Genomic DNA, 16,564 nt, shown 5'->3' on the forward strand with positions numbered 1-16,564 from the left:
CAGTGAAAGATTTACGCGTATTACTAGTCGACGATGACGAAGACAGTTGCAAGCTGATACAAGAGTATTTAAAAGATTTTTGTGAGATTGAAGATACGAATATCGTAGTCGAGTATATTACAAAATTCAATCTAGCTCTAGAATATTTAGAAGCTCGTAAAATTGATCTGCTAATCCTTGATGTAAGAATAGGCGATATAGACGATGATTTAGAAGTAGACGATGAAGCCGGAAGAAAAACACTAAAGGCAATTCAGGAGAACTTGTTTGTTCCAGTTATCTTTCATACAGGTTTGCCAAGGGTAGTTGAAGATCTGGCCTCAAATCTAATCCGTGTTGTCCCTAGAGAAAATGATTCTCCAAAGAAGCTATTAACAGAGATCGAAAGCCTTCTCAAAACTGGACTTCCCGCTCTTAATAGAGCCATCATAAAGCATACAGAAAAGGTCCAAAGAAGCTATATGTGGGGCTTTGTTAACGAAAATTGGCCTGAATTTGAGCAAATTCAGGATCGTAACGAGTTGGCTCATCTGCTTGCTAGAAGGTTGGCAATTTCTTTTTCATTTGAGAATGTAGGTGAAATTGAAACAGGCTTGGGAGAATCTGGAACGCAAGCATCGGAGGCTAATCAGGCTCATTCCATGCGTTACTATGTGCTTCCTCCAATATCTATCGATCCACAGACATGCGATTTATATAGAGACGAGACAGGGTTGTATTGGGTTTTGCTCACTCCGTCGTGCGATATGGTGATGAGAGAGAAGAACGGTAGATCGTCATGTAGTGCTGATTATTTTATGTTTGCGGGATGTGCATCACTTACTGAGCAAACAGAGTACGCAGAGTTGAAAGAACATTTTGATAGCAATCCTTTAACTGAAGATTTTAAAACGTACGAAGATTTATCGGGAAAGCACAAAAAACTAGCTGTTAGATTGAGAAAGTTTCTCCTGAATAATCCTGAGAAGAGACAGAAGGGAAGATATTTCTTTCTTCCCAAAGCTTGGAGAATTCCTGACTTAATTGTTGACTTTCAGAACGTTAAAGCTATTCCCTTGGAGGAGGTCTTTTCCCCTGACTCAAAACTAGAACGTATCGCCTCTGTTGATAGTCCTTTTCGAGAGTCTCTAATCTCGCGGTTCAACAGTTTTTTTGGACGTATCGGAACACCTGATTTAGACGTGGAGATAATCCTTCGTAGACTTATCTCCATGACTTCTCAGTAAGATTAGAGAATTGTAATACCCAATTTACCTTACGTAGAAAATTTCTATCGTGATCGCCCTACAATGATTTACTGAGTGCTGGAATGGGCAAAATTGCCGCAGAAATAGATCTTCCCTACTATGTGAGTCACAAAAAAATAACGAGTCATAAAATACCCCGCTGCAGTTCCCAAAAAACTCGCTGCAAGAAGACTCTCTTTGCCGTTGAAATTTCTAATAAATAATTAATATCGGGATGACAGGATTCGAACCTGCGACCCCTTCGTCCCGAACGAAGTGCGCTACCAAGCTGCGCTACATCCCGCAAAATCGTATCTATCCTAACATAGGTGATCCTTGCTAGGATATGGTCTTGTGCATTCATCAAATCTAGATTTAAGTAAGGAGCGATCGCCGTGGTGGTGAAACCAGATTGGCTCAGAGTAAAAGCCCCCCAATGGCAGCGAGTGGGCAGCGTTAAAGAAATTCTGCGCGATCTCAGCCTCAACACCGTTTGCGAAGAAGCATCTTGCCCGAATATTGGCGAATGTTTTAATGCCGGGACAGCGACTTTTTTGATTATGGGGCCTGCCTGTACCCGTGCTTGTCCCTATTGCGATATTGACTTCGAGAAAAAGCCCCAAGCCCTTGATCCTCTCGAGCCCGAAAATCTTGCTGAAGCAGTGCGCCGTCTTAACCTACGACATGTTGTAATCACCTCTGTTAATCGCGATGATTTACCTGATGGTGGTGCCAGCCAATTCGTAAAATGTATTCAGCGTACCCGCGATCTTTCCCCTGACACGACAATCGAAGTTCTTATTCCTGACCTCTGTGCCAATTGGGATGCTTTAAAAATTATTTTGAATGCTGAGCCGGAAGTGCTCAATCACAATACGGAAACGGTTCCCCGTCTTTATAAAAAGACTCGTCCCCAAGGAGATTATGGGCGATCACTCGAACTGTTGCAGCGTACCCGAGAGCTAACCCCATGGGTATATACCAAATCTGGCATTATGGTGGGGCTCGGTGAAACAGATGAAGAAGTTCGCCAAGTAATGCGTGATCTTAGAGATGTTGATTGTGACATTATTACTATTGGCCAATACTTACAACCGACTCAGAAACACCTTGGCGTAAAAGATTTTGTCACTCCAGAACAATTCTCTGCTTGGCGAGAATATGGTGAAACTCTCGGCTTTTTACAGGTTGTATCCAGTCCGTTGACTCGTAGTTCGTATCATGCTGAGCAAGTTCGTATTTTGATGGAGACTCATCCCCGCAGCAGAGCCTAAAACTCTATGGACATATTCAGAATGCAATTGTTGACGACTTGATAAGGGAAAAATTTTGAAAAATTGTTTGAGCATGAATAGAAAAACTGTTTTTTACTCCCTATGGTCAATTCTCTTTTTCTTTGTAATTCCTCTAACGACTGTTAGCTGTAGATCTCAAGCTGATCAAACTCAAACATCATCCAATACTGAGTCTGTTTCGGGTCGCGATAACGGTACAGCTGTAGACATTCCCAAGGGTGATAGCCAGCAGATTGGCGATGTGAAAATTACCGTGATGGATATTGAGAGTTTGGGAAAAGAGACGGTTTCTTTTGGGGAGAAGCAAAGTGCTGAGCATGAATGGATGGCGATCGCCGTGCAGATTCAAAATCTCAAACCCCAGTCTGTCAAGGCCGAAAAATTATCCCAAACCCTCGTGTTAAAAGACTCCGCTGGCAAACAATATAACGAAGATATTTTCCTATCGATTGAGTGTAAAGACGTTGATATTGAGCAGATGATTTTGTCGCAGGATAGCGTCACCTATTGTTATGTCTTTGATGCACCGAATAATCCCAAGGACTTGTATTGGGAAAATCAGAGCCCAAATACAACAAAGCAATTTAGATTTTTGATGTACTGATATGGAAAGGGCGATCGCCACAAAATTACCCATTTATCTCGACCATCACGCTACGACACCCGTTGATCCAAAGGTTTTGGAAGCGATGATACCTTACTTCACCGAGAAATTTGGGAATGCGGGCAGTGCTGGGCATCGTTATGGTTGGGAAGCAGAGGCGGCTGTCAAATATGCGCGGGAAATCATTGCCCAGAGTATTAATGCCATCCCAGAAGAAATTATTTTTACTAGCGGTGCAACGGAAGCAAATAACCTCGCTATTAAGGGTGTCGCTGAAGCTTATTTTTCCCAAGGCAAACATATTGTGACGTTGCAAACAGAACATCGAGCAGTCCTTGACCCTTGTGCTTATCTCGAAACATTGGGTTTTGAAGTGACTTACCTATCTGTGCAACCTAATGGCTTGCTTGATTTAGAGGATTTAATCAAAGTGATTCGCGACGATACAGTGCTGGTCTCAGTGATGGTGGCAAATAACGAGATTGGAGTCTTACAACCGATCGAAAAAATTGGGACGATTTGCCATGAGCGAGGTGTTTTATTTCATTGTGATGCGGCACAGGCGATCGCCAAAGTCCCCTTAAATGTACAAACCCAACAGATCGACTTACTCTCGATCACTGCCCACAAAATTTATGGTCCCAAAGGTATTGGTGCGCTATATGTGCGTCGAAAGAACCCCAGAGTGAACCTTGCACCCCAACTCCATGGTGGTGGCCAAGAAAAAAATAGGCGTTCTGGTACCCTTTATGTCCCACAAATTGTGGGATTTTGTAAAGCTATTGAAATAGCCTTAGCACAACATATCGAAGAAAATAAACGACTCCAACAACTGCGCGATCGCCTCTGGTCTCAGATCCAAACTATTGCTGGTTGTCATCTAAATGGAGATCTTGACCAACGATTGCCCCATAATCTCAATATCAGCTTTGACAAAATTGATGGCGCAGCCTTATTACTAGGCCTTAGAGGTACTGTTGCCCTGTCCTCTGGCTCTGCTTGCTCTTCGGGTAAACCTTCCCATGTCTTGCAGGCAATTGGGCGAACAAAAGCCCAATGTATGGCATCACTAAGGTTTGGAATTGGGCGAACTACTACCATTGCAGACATAGATCAAGTCGCAAAAACCGTGCAACAAACTGTTAACTCTCTACGACAAATTTCGGCAGATTAAAACGATTTTGATCCAAAAAGCGCACTTAGCAGTAAGATAGTAAGCTAGATGGATGCAACATTCCGCTAAACATTTAATTATTTAGCCATAGTTTCTTTTCATTTAGTGCACAGCGTGTCCCAAAAGAAACACATATAAGATCTGCATTGACTGTTGTGGCATTACACAAACAGCTTGATACCACGACAGAAAGTAAAGATTTCTTTTCCCTGCCCATCTCCCTTCACCCAGCATCATTTTATGAACCATGCTTGCGGTGAAATCTCGCGAAACAAGAAAGATTTTCAACTAGTTTCAGAGCCTTTTGACTAACAAGAACTTGCAACAATCAGGTTTTTAAGCATTAAGCGAAAAAAATCGAGGAATTTGAATGCCAAAGCAAATTATCATTGCAGAGCAGCATCAGATTGCTGCCGTTTTTTGGGAAGACCAAATCCAAGAAATCGTCGTATCCACAGGTGCCCAACAAGTTGGTGATATCTATCTCGGGGTTGTCGAAAACGTTATCCCCGGTATTGATGCTGCTTTCATTAATATTGGTGATTCTGAGAAGAATGGTTTTATCCATGTCAGCGACCTGGGTCCAATCCGCCTTCGGAAAAATTCTAGTTCGATCACCGAGCTACTAGAGCCACAGCAGAAGGCTTTGGTACAGGTGATGAAGGAACCGACGGGCAATAAAGGCCCTCGACTAACGGGCAATATCACCATGCCTGGCCGCTATGTGGTTTTGATGCCCTATGGCAAAGGCGTGAATTTATCGCGCCGTATTAGCAATGATAATGAGCGTAGTCGTCTGCGTGCCCTCGCCGTATTGATGAAACCTCCCGGTATGGGTCTATTGGTGCGTACTGAGGCTGAAGGTACTGATGAAGATTCTATTATTGAAGATTTAGAATCTCTACAAAAGCAGTGGGAATCGATTCAACAGCAGGCCAATTATGGTCGCCCACCGATGCTGATTAATCGTGATGATGATTTCATTCAGCGGGTATTGCGAGATATTTACAGTGATGAAGTTAATCGAATTGTTGTTGACTCTTCGAGTGGTGTGAAGCGTGTAAAGAATCAGTTGATGAACTGGCAGGGTGGTAAAACACCTGATGGTTTATTGATTGACCACCATCGTGAAAAGCAAAATATTCTTGAATATTTCCGGGTGAATGGCGCGATTCGTGAGGCATTGAAACCCCGTGTTGATCTGCCTTCTGGCGGCTATATCATCATGGAACCCACAGAGGCATTAACAGTTATTGATGTTAACTCTGGTTCCTTTACAAAATCTGCCACAGCTCGTGAAACTGTTTTGTGGACAAACTTTGAGGCCGCGACAGAAATTGCCCGTCAGCTTCGCCTAAGAAACATTGGCGGCGTGATCGTTGTGGACTTCATTGATATGGATTCACGACGAGATCAGTTGAAGCTACTAGAGCATTTCACCAGAATTTTGAAAGCGGATAAGGCGAGACCACAAATTGCGCAGCTCTCGGAATTGGGTTTGGTGGAACTAACTCGGAAGCGTCAAGGCAAAAATCTCTATGAACTATTTGGGACACCCTGTTCTCACTGTAATGGCTTGGGTCATCTGGCTCATTTGCCAGGTGAAGAGCATCCGTCTGGTTTACAGATTGGAAATATTTTACCGGTTTCCACTCAGTCTTCTTCGACAGATGGTCGTCCTACATTGACGAACCGTACGGTATCTTCGGGCAATAATGGTCGTAATGATTCTCGTTCGAAATCTTCTAGTGCGGCCAACGAGTCTTTAGATCTCCTTAACCACCCAGATTATCAAGAGCAAAATAATAGTGGTAACCGGAGACGGCGGCGGCGATCGCCTGAGGTTAGTGCTAAGCCAGTTTTACGTGATCCTAATGAAAAGGATACAGAGTCGCCAGAAAATGAAATTAAGAGCGTATCCAAATCTAAGGAATCTAAGGATAATAATTCCAACGGATCCAATGGCAACTCTTCAAAGAATGGCAACTCTGGTCGTTATGATCGTCGTGGTCGTTACCGTCGTGAAGAAATCAAGTATGAGACTGTTCAGGTGGAGATGACTCCTGAAGAACAAAATGTTTATGCTCTCATTGGTGTATCTCCCCTGGTGAAGATTACTGGTGGTGATGAAAAAGATCCGCGCTCAACGATTGTGAAAGTGGTTCGCCCCGGTGAAGCGGTGGAAATACCAGTGGAAGAATCATCCGTTGCAACGGCAACGTTGGTTAAGGCAGAGCCAGAAGTTTCTGAAACATCAGTGCCTGTCGAATCTGAATCTGAGCCAAAAGATGCAGACACTGAGCCTCAGGTGGTTGATAAGCCGACAGTCAAAGAGATTTCTAAGCTCGTCAGTGAGTCTGATGCAAAGAATGAAAATGTGACTTCTGCACCAGAAGCTGTAGTCGAGGAGAAATCCGTAGAATCTGAACCTGAGTCTGAACCTGAACAAAAGATTGTTCGTCGTCGTCGTCGTCGTCGTTCTTCTGCCTCGGAGTAATAGGGACTGAAATTTAACAAAACAAGGTTTTAGGGCAGTGTTAAAGCTGCCTTTTTTCTGTCAATTTTTAAACTGAACTTTATTGCGCTCTATTTTTTGTGATGACTCAGCCAACAGCTGCGATTTTGACTGCCCTTGAACATCTTATTGATGTTGTTGCTCAGCTGCGATCGCCGGATGGAGGTTGTCCATGGGATCTCGCCCAAACGCCTCAAACACTAATTCCCTATGTGATTGAAGAAGCTTATGAGGTTACCCATGCTCTACGCAGTGAAGATAAAGGGGCGATCGCCGAAGAATTGGGTGATTTATTATTACAAGTGGTATTGCAGGCCCAGATTGCTAACGAAGCTGGCGATTTTAGCTTGCAAGAAGTGGCGGAAGGCATTAGTGAAAAATTAATTCGTCGTCACCCCCACGTGTTTGGTGATGTCGCTGTGGCGAGTGTGGATGAAGTCCGGCAAAATTGGGATGAAATCAAGGCTCAGGAAAAAGGTGAGACTGTAGAACTCGCAAAAAAATTAAGTAGAAAATTAGATCGATATAATGCCACTTTGCCACCGCTGATGGCCAGCATGAAAATGTCAAAAAAAGCTGCTGCAGCTGGGTTTGAATGGGAAAAAATTGAGGATGTGTGGGCAAAATTTGATGAAGAATTAGCTGAATTTCGAGAAGCTTTAGCCACGGACAATAAAGCTCATCAGCAAGCGGAATTGGGCGATTTATTGTTTACGATTGTGAATCTAGCGCGTTGGTATAGCCTGGATCCAAGCGAAGGTCTGCATGGTACAAATCAGCGACTAGTGCAACGGATTACCATGATGGAAAAATTTGCAGATAAACCCTTAACAGACTATTCAATTGGAGAACTCGATGAGCTTTGGAAACAGGCAAAATCCCATTTAAATCAATGAAGGTTAATCGTCCTAACACTTTATGCTCACGTAAACTTTTCTGAAAACTGCTCAAAAAAGAAACTAATTCCGTAATTTTTGCGCTGGTTGATCGGAATCAATCTGTTATAGCGTCAGAATCAAGAGAAAAATTAGCTATTGATGCTAAACCTAAAAACCCAGAAGATTAGACACAGAAAGTCGTCGGAATGATAGGATGTCACTTGCTGCGATCGGTTTAAAACTCTTACTTTCAAATGGCAGAAACTTTACTTTTTAACGCATTACGTCAGGCCGTCGATGAAGAAATGGCGCGCGACGAAACTGTCTTTATCATGGGCGAAGATGTGGGTCACTATGGTGGTTCCTACAAAGTAACGAAGGATCTCGCCAAGAAGTATGGCGATCTGCGGGTACTCGACACTCCGATTGCAGAAAATAGCTTTACAGGGATGGCTGTCGGGGCAGCAATGACAGGCCTCCGACCCATCATTGAAGGCATGAATATGGGCTTTTTGCTCCTTGCCTTTAACCAGATTTCTAACAATGCAGGGATGCTCCGCTACACATCCGGTGGTAACTACAAAATTCCGATGGTAATCCGTGGCCCTGGTGGTGTGGGTCGTCAACTCGGTGCTGAACACTCTCAGCGTCTCGAAGCATATTTCCAAGCGGTTCCTGGTCTAAAGATTGTTGCTTGTTCCACGCCTTACAACGCGAAAGGTTTGCTCAAAGCCGCAATTCGGGATAACAACCCAGTTTTGATGTTTGAGCATGTTCTTCTTTATAACCTTAAGGAAAATCTTCCTGAAGGTGATTATGTTGTGCCTCTCGATAAGGCGGAACTGGTTCGTGAAGGTAAAGACATCACAATTTTGACTTATTCTCGGATGCGTCACCATTGCACCCAGGCGATTAAAACTCTTGAAAAGCAAGGCGTTGATGTTGAGCTCATTGATTTGATTTCCTTAAAACCCATCGACATGGAGACGATCGCCAAGTCTGTGCGGAAGACGCATCGGGTGATCATTGTTGAGGAATGTATGAAAACTGCGGGTGTCGCAGCGGAAGTAATGTCATTAGTCAATGAGCAACTCTTCGATGAGCTGGATGCACCAGTGGTACGTTTGTCTTCCCAAGATATTCCAACGCCTTACAATGGCACCCTCGAACGCCTCACCATCATTCAGCCTGACAATATCGTTCAAGCTGTCCAAGACATGATGGCAAATAACGTCTAGGCAACAATTTATTTAACCTAAACCATTATGCAAAAACAACGCTTAGTCATTGTGGCGATCCTGTTCCTTGTGGCGATCGCCGTGACAATTTTGGTGACCTTGCCGCCTCAGCTCGGACTTGATTTACGAGGTGGCGCACAGCTAACCATTCAGGTGCAACCTGCGGAGAATAGCGACCGAGCGGTGACCGAAGCAGATACCACTGCAGTGAAACGCGTCATCGAAAATCGGATTAATGGTTTAGGTGTTGCTGAAGCAATTACTCAGTTGGTGGGTACAGATCGTGTTTTGGTTCAACTCCCCGGTGTTACGAATCCGGAACAAGCCGAGCGTGTGCTTGGTGGTACGGCCCAGCTAGAATTTCGCCCTTTACGGCCAGGTACCGAAGCAGAATTTGCGACCCAATATCAGACGTTACAGCAGTTACAGCTTCAGGTTTTGATCCTGCGCGAGGATGAAAATGCTGATGGTAATGTCGATGAGATTAATCAGCTCGAAGAGGCGATCGCCAGCCTTAACGAAACAATCTTGGGTTTTTATGACCCTGTCGGTTTGACCGGTGAAAATGTCACAAGTGCCCAACCCGCTCCTCTCCAATCCGGTACAGGTTGGCAAGTCTTTATTAACTTCAATAGTGACGGTAGTGATATTTTTGCAACGATTACGAAGGAACTGGCAGGTACGGGTCGGAGCGTTGGTATTTTCCTCGATGACGCTTTAATTAGTGCCCCAACTGTTGGTGCTGAATACGCTGCGACAGGGATTAGTAATAATGTGACGATTTCCGGTAGCTTCGACTTAGAATCAGCTAGTGATCTCGCGATTCAGATTCGAGGGGGTTCGCTTCCTTTCCCCGTTGCCGTCGTTGAAAACCGAACAGTGGGTGCAACCCTCGGTCAAGAGTCCATTCGTCGTAGTATTTACGCTGGTTTGGCAGGCCTCATTCTTGTCCTGATCTTTGTCGCTGTCTACTACAGACTACCGGGCGTAATCGCAGATTGTGCCTTGATTGTCTACACAATTTTGACGATGGCAGCTTACTCCTTGATTGGCGTCACGCTCACATTACCGGGTATTGCGGGCTTTATTCTTAGTATTGGGATGGCCGTCGACGCGAACGTCCTAATTTTTGAGCGGACGCGGGAAGAAATTTATAAAGGCAATACCCTTTACCGTTCTGTCGAGTCTGGATTTTTTAATGCCTTTTCCAGCATCCTCGATAGTAATGTCACAACGCTTATTGCCTGTGGCGCACTCTTTTTCCTCGGCTCTGGTCTCGTAAAAGGTTTTGCACTAACCCTCGCAATTGGTGTTGCCGTCAGTATGTTTACCGCTGTTACCTGTAGCCGCACATTGATGTTACTCGCGGTTTTGGGCTTACCAACGGTACGCCAAAATCCAAATTTGTTTGCACCGAATGCAACGAAGTAGTTTGCTGAGATTCACTGAATCGTTTGTTTGTCTGCCCTGTTATTTTCTGTAAAGTCGATGAGCCTGCAATTGAAATTTAAAGTCACACAACAACGGCTGCTCTGGTGGTCTCTCTCGGCGATCGCCATGATTGCGAGTGTCATTTTTATGCTGGTCTCGCAGCAGCAAATTCAGGCTCCCCTAAGGCCAAGTATTGATTTTGTTGGCGGCACAAAAATTCAGATTGCCCTTGATTGTGGCGTTGAAGGCAATTGTGATGAACCGATTAATACAGCTGATGTGCAAGAGATTTTGACGGCACAAAATGTCGGGAAAAGTAGTGTGCAGGTGTTGGGGCAAGACAAAACGAATCTTTCCATTCGGACGCAAAAACTTGAGCTTGATCAGCGAACTGCCTTACAAGATGCGCTAAACAACGAAATCGGTGTCTTTGACCAAGAGACTGTGCAGATTGATGATGTTGGCCCGACGATTGGTCGTGAACTGTTTATTCAGGGAATGTTGGCGCTGATTGTGTCGTTTTTTGGCATCATCGTTTATCTGAGTATTCGATTTAAATTTGATTATGCATTAATTGCGATCGCCGCATTAGTCCATGACGTTTTGATTACGACGGGTATCTTTTCGTTGTTCGGCTTAGTGATTGGCCTGGAAGTCGATAGTCTCTTTTTAGTTTCTCTGTTAACGATTATTGGTTTCTCCGTTAACGATACAGTCGTGATTTATGATCGCATCCGCGAGAATTTAGATAAGGATCAAGCAGGAGACATTAACCAAGTTGTTGATTTGTCCGTGCAGCAAACCCTTGGTCGTTCGATTAATACAACCATGACGACATTGTTGCCATTGGTTGCGATTTTCTTGTTCGGTGGCGCAACGCTAAAATTCTTTGCCCTTGCCTTAATTATCGGGTTTTTATTGGGGTCTTATTCCAGTATTTTTCTCGCGGGACCATTATTGGCATGGTGGCGTGGTCGTAATGGTAAACCTCCTGTGATTACAAGTGATTCTGTTGATGTATCGGAAGCTGCCTAAAGCTGACTTTTTCGGGTATTCGCAAAAGAATTGAAGCGTTAAACTTGTGATTGGTAAGTCATTGAAAGAATGGACATGGGCGATCGCCGCAAACAGGAACGACAAAAATCCCTAAGTCCCCTTGCTAACCGATTAATGCGAGCGATTATTGTGAGTCGTTGGCTGATGGTTTTAGTTCTTTGGATGACCTGCGGTGTTTTTGCGGCATGGACTTTAAGAGTAGAGCTTGCGCTGTGGCGTGATTATTTGACTTGGGCCAGTGTACGTTATGGTCTTGCCTATAATCCGATGGCCGCTTTGGCACTGGTTTTATGTGTTGCTTATACCTGTGCTGTGGCGGTGTGGCACTCCGAAAAATTATTGAATGGCTGGTCTTCGAGAGAAATTTACCGTCTCGAAAAACAAGCTACAAAAATGTCAGAAAATCCTCGTCATTGGCTGTGGCGAGTATTGAAAAAAATTCAGTAGACTGGCCATTGCAGAAAATATGGTTTGGGCTGAGAAAAAAGGCAGCAAGGTTTATTTGTTTGCCATTATGTTCCCTATCGACTTTCTCGATGTCCCGCCCTTGATAGCTTAGGGATAGAATTGCTTATTCTGTGCTGTTTTGAATACTGCTCAGCTCATTTTTGATTTACAAAAAGTCAATGCTGTTATCCAGCGGATTTCTGGTTGTCTGGATACCACGGCGATCGCCACGACGATTACTGAGGCTTTAATCCAAGAATTTCAATGTGTTTTTGCTCGGATTTGGCTGACAGAACCAGATGGTCAAATGTTGAAATTAGTTTCGTCCTCTGGGCTTCATACCCGTACAGATGGGGATTTTGCCCTTGTGCCTGTCGGTGCTTACAAAGTTGGGAAAATTGCGGCGACCCGGATGCCGTTTCTCAGTAATAATTTGGCGTCGGAGCGGTGGGTGAAGGATCGAGATTGGGCGATCGCCAATGGGATTCGTGGATTTGCGGGGTATCCTCTGGCGCGACAGGATAAAGTGATTGGCGTTTTGGCGGCTTTTGGCACGAAATCATTTGTACCAGAATTTTTGGAAGTTTTACAGGTGCTCTGTATGGCGGTCACCATTGCGGTAGATGCAGCTCAACAAGCCCAACGTTCTACGCCGAGCCTGAATTCGTCGGCAGCTAATGCGGTTGATAATGCTCCTTTGTCGGATGTGTTGTCTGGCATATTAACGGCCACAAATCTGTCATTAATTGGCACCGAACGGCCTCTCACGACGGGGTTAGCCTATCTCTTGCTGCGGACAACGGAAATTCTCAATCAGTTTCAATGTGGGTATTGTCGTCTCACCTATGGCGATCGTGCGGTTACCCTCGAAGGGATTATTTCGCTGCCAGAACTGGATGAATCACAATTTAAGCAATGGCGGCGATCGCAATTTGGTGAGGTGGAATTTTTAGGGAAACACCTGGATGGTGAACTGACTGTGCAGATGGTTTCGTCCCAACAAATGACCCAAGTTACTTTGACGTTATCCTATCCAAACAATGACTTACGACTAAATTTGAATGCAAATGAGAAACCGTTGCTGTCGGAGCGTGAGCGACAGGTTTTAACGTTATTGACTGATGGTCTACGGGATAAGGCGATCGCCCAGCAATTATTTATTAGCGAGAGTACTGTCAAATTTCATCTCAACAGCATTATGGGCAAGCTCAAAGCGAAAAACCGCTATCAAACAATTTATCAAGCGGCAATTCAAGGTCTTATTTAAGAGGGATGATTAGGCGTAAAAATTAGCGATTGTAAACGGCTGTAATGCTTGCGCTATCTAGCATATTCGCGCGAGTCATAAAACCGACGAGGGCATTACTGGGATTTTCTGGGAGTTCTAATTGCTCTGTGCCGAGGGCATAAACCGTAAAAATATAGCGATGGACTTCACCAGGAGGCGGGCAAGCCCCGCCAAATTCCGTCACTCCAAAATCATTTTTGATTTCGAGGGCTGCCATTGGCAATATCTGCTCTGCACTGGCATTTTGATCGAGAGAGCTAACAGAAGCGGGAATATTCACTACATTCCAGTGCCACCAACCAGAGCCAGTCGGAGCATCGGGGTCATAGGCAGTGATGGCAAAACTTTTTGTTCCTTCTGGTGCGTCAGACCAAGACAATTGGGGAGATTCGTTGCCACCTTCGCAGCCGAAGCCTTGAAAAACAAAGTCGTTTGATAATTGTTCGCCTTCGGAAATGGAGGTACTAGTTAATGTGAATTCTTGGGCGATCGCCGGAGATGTGATGCTGGTCACGAGGCCAAATCCAATTGCGATGAGGGAGTTGCGCATTTTTTGCCCTTCCTAAAATACAAAATAATCTTTTGTCCAAAACCGATTCCGTGCTTGCGAACTATTGGAATTGCTGGACTCTTTGAATTTATCAGGGGCGATCGCCGCGAACTTCTAGGAATCAGCCACAAACTATCGAAAAACGCTCAATCTTCTACTTTGCGGATTTCACTAGGCTTGATGCCAAACCTTTGTTTAAATGAATCAGAGAAGTGGGAAGGCGTATTAAAACCGCAATTCAAGGCGATCGCCGAGATGGGAGTATCGGTAGTTTGCAAAAGAGCCAGACCATGTTCAAGCCTTGTATTGTGGAGGGTTTTGGCAAAACCTAGACCAGATTTTGATAGCCAACGCCGCATGGTGGATTCGCTAATAGAAAAATGAGCTGCAATTTCAGGCGATCGCCAAGGGTGACTTAAATTTGTTTGAATCAGTTTTCTGACTCTCATTAAAGGTTCCTCTTCTTCCTGAGGTGAAAGGTGAATGCCGTGATACTTCAGCCAAATCAAAGGTTCTAACAGGCGGTGTTCTCGAATCGGTTGCGGCAGATTTTGATCATTAAGAATGGTCTGAACTTTGTCCAAAATATCTAGGGCTTGGTCTGAGATATTCTGCAAAATCTGGATGCCAACAGGCTTTGTTCTTGATTGTTGATCCGCAAAAATTGCCTTAATCATCTGATGTGGAAAGCAAATACCCACAGCTTGATAACCAGCATTGAGTACCGGACGATTTTCGAGAGTAACAATAGCTCCCGGCGGAAAAACGATTACATCATCTGCATTACCAATCAACTCGCCATTAATGGGGCACAAAACTTTTTTGCTGCCAACCCGAACAAACAAGAGCAATGTGTACTGGAAATACAGGTCTGTAAAAGTTGCGGCGGTTGCTTGGGTGATGGTGAAGACGGATACATCCGAGAGGGGATTAGCTTCCGACATATGGATTTATTTGCCTGATCAATTCTTCTTTCATGATTATCGATTTCATCAGATTTGAAGCAAGAGAGTTGCGGCGATCGCCAAAGTAAAAAATGTATTTAGAAATCTACTGTTGCATAGACTTCACTAAGAGGCGCATTAATATCGAGTGCTTCTATGTGGGTGATCGCCTCTGAGCCTTCGTAGGTTTGTAGTAACCAAATATCTTGTTTTTGACGACGAAAACACTCTATTAAATGTCGATCAGCGTTCACCAAAATATATTCTTGAAGACTGGGAATACTGCGATAAAACCCAAATTTGCTGCCACGATCAAATGACTCTGTTGATGGGGAAAGGACTTCAATAATTACGCGGGGAAAGTTGATGTAGCTTAGTTTTGGGTCATCTGTTTTGTCGCAGGTCACTACCAGATCTGGATGGAAAAAACGCTTACTTTCATTGACGTTGACCTTCATGTCTGAAATGTAGGTTCGGCAGCTCGAATCTCCCAGTTTGCTTCTGAGTAGGATGAGCAAGTTGGTGCAAATGATATTGTGGTTGCCTGTGCCACCAGCCATTGCATAGATTTCGCCATCAATATATTCATGACGGATTTCGCTGGTCTTCTCAAACTCTAAATATTCTTCCGGCGTTAAAGGCTGATTGGAGGAGAGAGCAATCATAATGACTTTTTACGATGAAAGCTATGTCTATTGTGGCAGAGAATCTTGTGGAATACTTTCTTCATAGAATCAGATCGCCCAAAATACAGTACGAAGCAAAATAGTCTCTTGTTTTCATCAAGATTTCCCTCAGTAGGAACGCACTATATTCCTGAAATGCTTTTCGTCGAAAACTCCATCTCCTTCAAACTAAGGGAGCTTTGGCGATCGCTGAACAATTATTTAGTAGGAGTATTAGGAGTTGATTATTGTAAAGATTGAAAGATATTTATTTTTAGAACTCATGCAAAAAATCGCCTTAGCAAGTAAAAATCTAGCAATCGATCATACTGATTGCATCAAATTCATTAAATTGTGGTAGATATCGTAAAATAGGTTGCTCTGCGATTGTTGTTCCATTTGTAATATGTGTTGTTAAAGTCTTCACTAAATACGAAAAATTATCGGCTTCAAAATTAACATAAGCCCATTGCTGGCATTGATAACCATCCAAGATTATTTGATTATCTCTCACGCGGGCAAATATTCCTTGATTGATAGAAACTAATAATGATGGTCTATGATGAGGATCTACTGTTTGATCTAGTTCAACAAGGTGAGATAATGTTGTATCTGGTTTAACCTTTAGAGACCCACATAGAATAAAGCCTAGTGTTTGAAATTGAATATTTGACGGATCCAAACAATTGCTATGGTCTGCAATAATAGCCGCTGTTGATCCATACTTCCTGTAAGAATTACGACCTAGACTGCGTGATAAGCATTTCGCTGATTCTATCTTTGCATACGCATCTTCTAATTCATCTTTTCCTAAAGAGGTTTTAACTTCACCAACAGCAGCGACACTTTCGCATGGAAAATAAGAGTAGTCATCACCTGCACCTAGATCGAACGAAGGGCAAGAAGACTCATGTAAAACTATGTCCATTTGTCTGGATTTAGATGAGAAACTATCTAATACAAAACCGGTAGAGACCTTAATATATTGTGGAAGAGTTTTTTCTAATCGTTGCCGAGATGTTGTTTCTCCTATGGAACCCTTTTCTCCTGGATGATCAGCCTCTTTGATACGTCCAAACTCAGTTACTAAGTCGCTACCGATATTGTTCAATAATTGTGAAATTGTAGTCATGAAATACCTGACATTTATGATATATAAGCTCAATGAAGAGAATATTTCACTAGTTTAATAGGTATTTTAAAAACCCCTTTGTTTAAAAGATTGAAAACACAATTATTTAACAAATTATATT

General features: G+C 43.6%; 15 protein-coding genes and 1 tRNA gene. 11 read left to right on the forward strand and 5 right to left on the reverse strand.

The window, feature by feature from the left end:
- The first annotated feature begins 2 nt into the window (after positions 1–2).
- Positions 3–1,226, forward strand: coding sequence for a response regulator (locus LEPTO7376_RS07565; protein WP_041763256.1), 1,224 nt, complete (start codon positions 3–5; stop codon positions 1,224–1,226).
- 230 nt (positions 1,227–1,456) lie between these two features.
- Here LEPTO7376_RS07565 and LEPTO7376_RS07570 read toward each other — a convergent pair.
- Positions 1,457–1,530: transfer RNA gene (locus tag LEPTO7376_RS07570), tRNA-Pro, on the reverse strand.
- A 91-nt stretch (positions 1,531–1,621) separates the two neighbouring features.
- Here LEPTO7376_RS07570 and lipA point away from each other — a divergent pair.
- From lipA to LEPTO7376_RS07620, 10 genes are all read left to right on the forward strand, one after another.
- Positions 1,622–2,500 (forward strand): lipoyl synthase, encoded by an 879-nt coding sequence (gene lipA, locus LEPTO7376_RS07575; RefSeq protein WP_015133618.1) that lies wholly within the window; start codon positions 1,622–1,624, stop codon positions 2,498–2,500.
- Positions 2,501–2,573: 73 nt separating this feature from the next.
- Positions 2,574–3,125 (forward strand): hypothetical protein, encoded by a 552-nt coding sequence (locus LEPTO7376_RS07580; protein WP_015133619.1) that lies wholly within the window; start codon positions 2,574–2,576, stop codon positions 3,123–3,125.
- 1 nt (position 3,126) lies between these two features.
- Positions 3,127–4,299 (forward strand): cysteine desulfurase family protein, encoded by a 1,173-nt coding sequence (locus LEPTO7376_RS07585; RefSeq protein WP_015133620.1) that lies wholly within the window; start codon positions 3,127–3,129, stop codon positions 4,297–4,299.
- A 370-nt stretch (positions 4,300–4,669) separates the two neighbouring features.
- Complete coding sequence (locus tag LEPTO7376_RS07590) at positions 4,670–6,796, forward strand: Rne/Rng family ribonuclease (protein WP_015133621.1); 2,127 nt, start codon at positions 4,670–4,672, stop codon at positions 6,794–6,796.
- Positions 6,797–6,897: 101 nt separating this feature from the next.
- A complete protein-coding gene (mazG, locus tag LEPTO7376_RS07595; RefSeq protein WP_015133622.1) occupies positions 6,898–7,710 on the forward strand; it encodes a nucleoside triphosphate pyrophosphohydrolase in 813 nt (270 codons plus the stop codon).
- A gap of 236 nt (positions 7,711–7,946) precedes the next feature.
- Positions 7,947–8,930, forward strand: a complete 984-nt coding sequence (locus LEPTO7376_RS07600; protein WP_015133623.1) for an alpha-ketoacid dehydrogenase subunit beta — start codon at positions 7,947–7,949, stop codon at positions 8,928–8,930.
- Positions 8,931–8,957: 27 nt separating this feature from the next.
- Positions 8,958–10,361 carry a protein translocase subunit SecD gene (gene secD / locus LEPTO7376_RS07605; protein ID WP_015133624.1) on the forward strand — a complete coding sequence of 468 codons (1,404 nt, stop codon included), beginning with the start codon at positions 8,958–8,960 and terminating at the stop codon, positions 10,359–10,361.
- 69 nt (positions 10,362–10,430) lie between these two features.
- A complete protein-coding gene (secF, locus tag LEPTO7376_RS07610) occupies positions 10,431–11,396 on the forward strand; it encodes a protein translocase subunit SecF (protein WP_216700311.1) in 966 nt (321 codons plus the stop codon).
- A 75-nt stretch (positions 11,397–11,471) separates the two neighbouring features.
- Complete coding sequence (locus LEPTO7376_RS07615; protein ID WP_160148411.1) at positions 11,472–11,864, forward strand: hypothetical protein; 393 nt, start codon at positions 11,472–11,474, stop codon at positions 11,862–11,864.
- Positions 11,865–12,003: 139 nt separating this feature from the next.
- Positions 12,004–13,131 carry a LuxR C-terminal-related transcriptional regulator gene (locus LEPTO7376_RS07620; RefSeq protein WP_015133627.1) on the forward strand — a complete coding sequence of 376 codons (1,128 nt, stop codon included), beginning with the start codon at positions 12,004–12,006 and terminating at the stop codon, positions 13,129–13,131.
- Positions 13,132–13,153: 22 nt separating this feature from the next.
- Here the strand turns inward: LEPTO7376_RS07620 and LEPTO7376_RS07625 are convergent, their stop codons facing one another.
- The 4 genes from LEPTO7376_RS07625 to LEPTO7376_RS07640 all read right to left on the reverse strand — a co-directional run bounded on the left by LEPTO7376_RS07625 (position 13,154) and on the right by LEPTO7376_RS07640 (position 16,443).
- A complete protein-coding gene (locus LEPTO7376_RS07625; protein ID WP_015133628.1) occupies positions 13,154–13,702 on the reverse strand; it encodes a YbhB/YbcL family Raf kinase inhibitor-like protein in 549 nt (182 codons plus the stop codon).
- 146 nt (positions 13,703–13,848) lie between these two features.
- A complete protein-coding gene (locus LEPTO7376_RS07630) occupies positions 13,849–14,646 on the reverse strand; it encodes an AraC family transcriptional regulator (protein WP_015133629.1) in 798 nt (265 codons plus the stop codon).
- Positions 14,647–14,744: 98 nt separating this feature from the next.
- Positions 14,745–15,311: a Uma2 family endonuclease gene (locus tag LEPTO7376_RS07635; RefSeq protein WP_015133630.1), complete on the reverse strand. Its 567-nt coding sequence runs from the start codon at positions 15,309–15,311 to the stop codon at positions 14,745–14,747.
- Positions 15,312–15,624: 313 nt separating this feature from the next.
- Positions 15,625–16,443 carry a DUF6602 domain-containing protein gene (locus tag LEPTO7376_RS07640; RefSeq protein ID WP_015133631.1) on the reverse strand — a complete coding sequence of 273 codons (819 nt, stop codon included), beginning with the start codon at positions 16,441–16,443 and terminating at the stop codon, positions 15,625–15,627.
- Between the last annotated feature and the right edge of the window lie 121 nt (positions 16,444–16,564).

The sequence above is a fragment of the [Leptolyngbya] sp. PCC 7376 genome, from assembly GCF_000316605.1.
Lineage (GTDB): Bacteria > Cyanobacteriota > Cyanobacteriia > Cyanobacteriales > MRBY01 > MRBY01.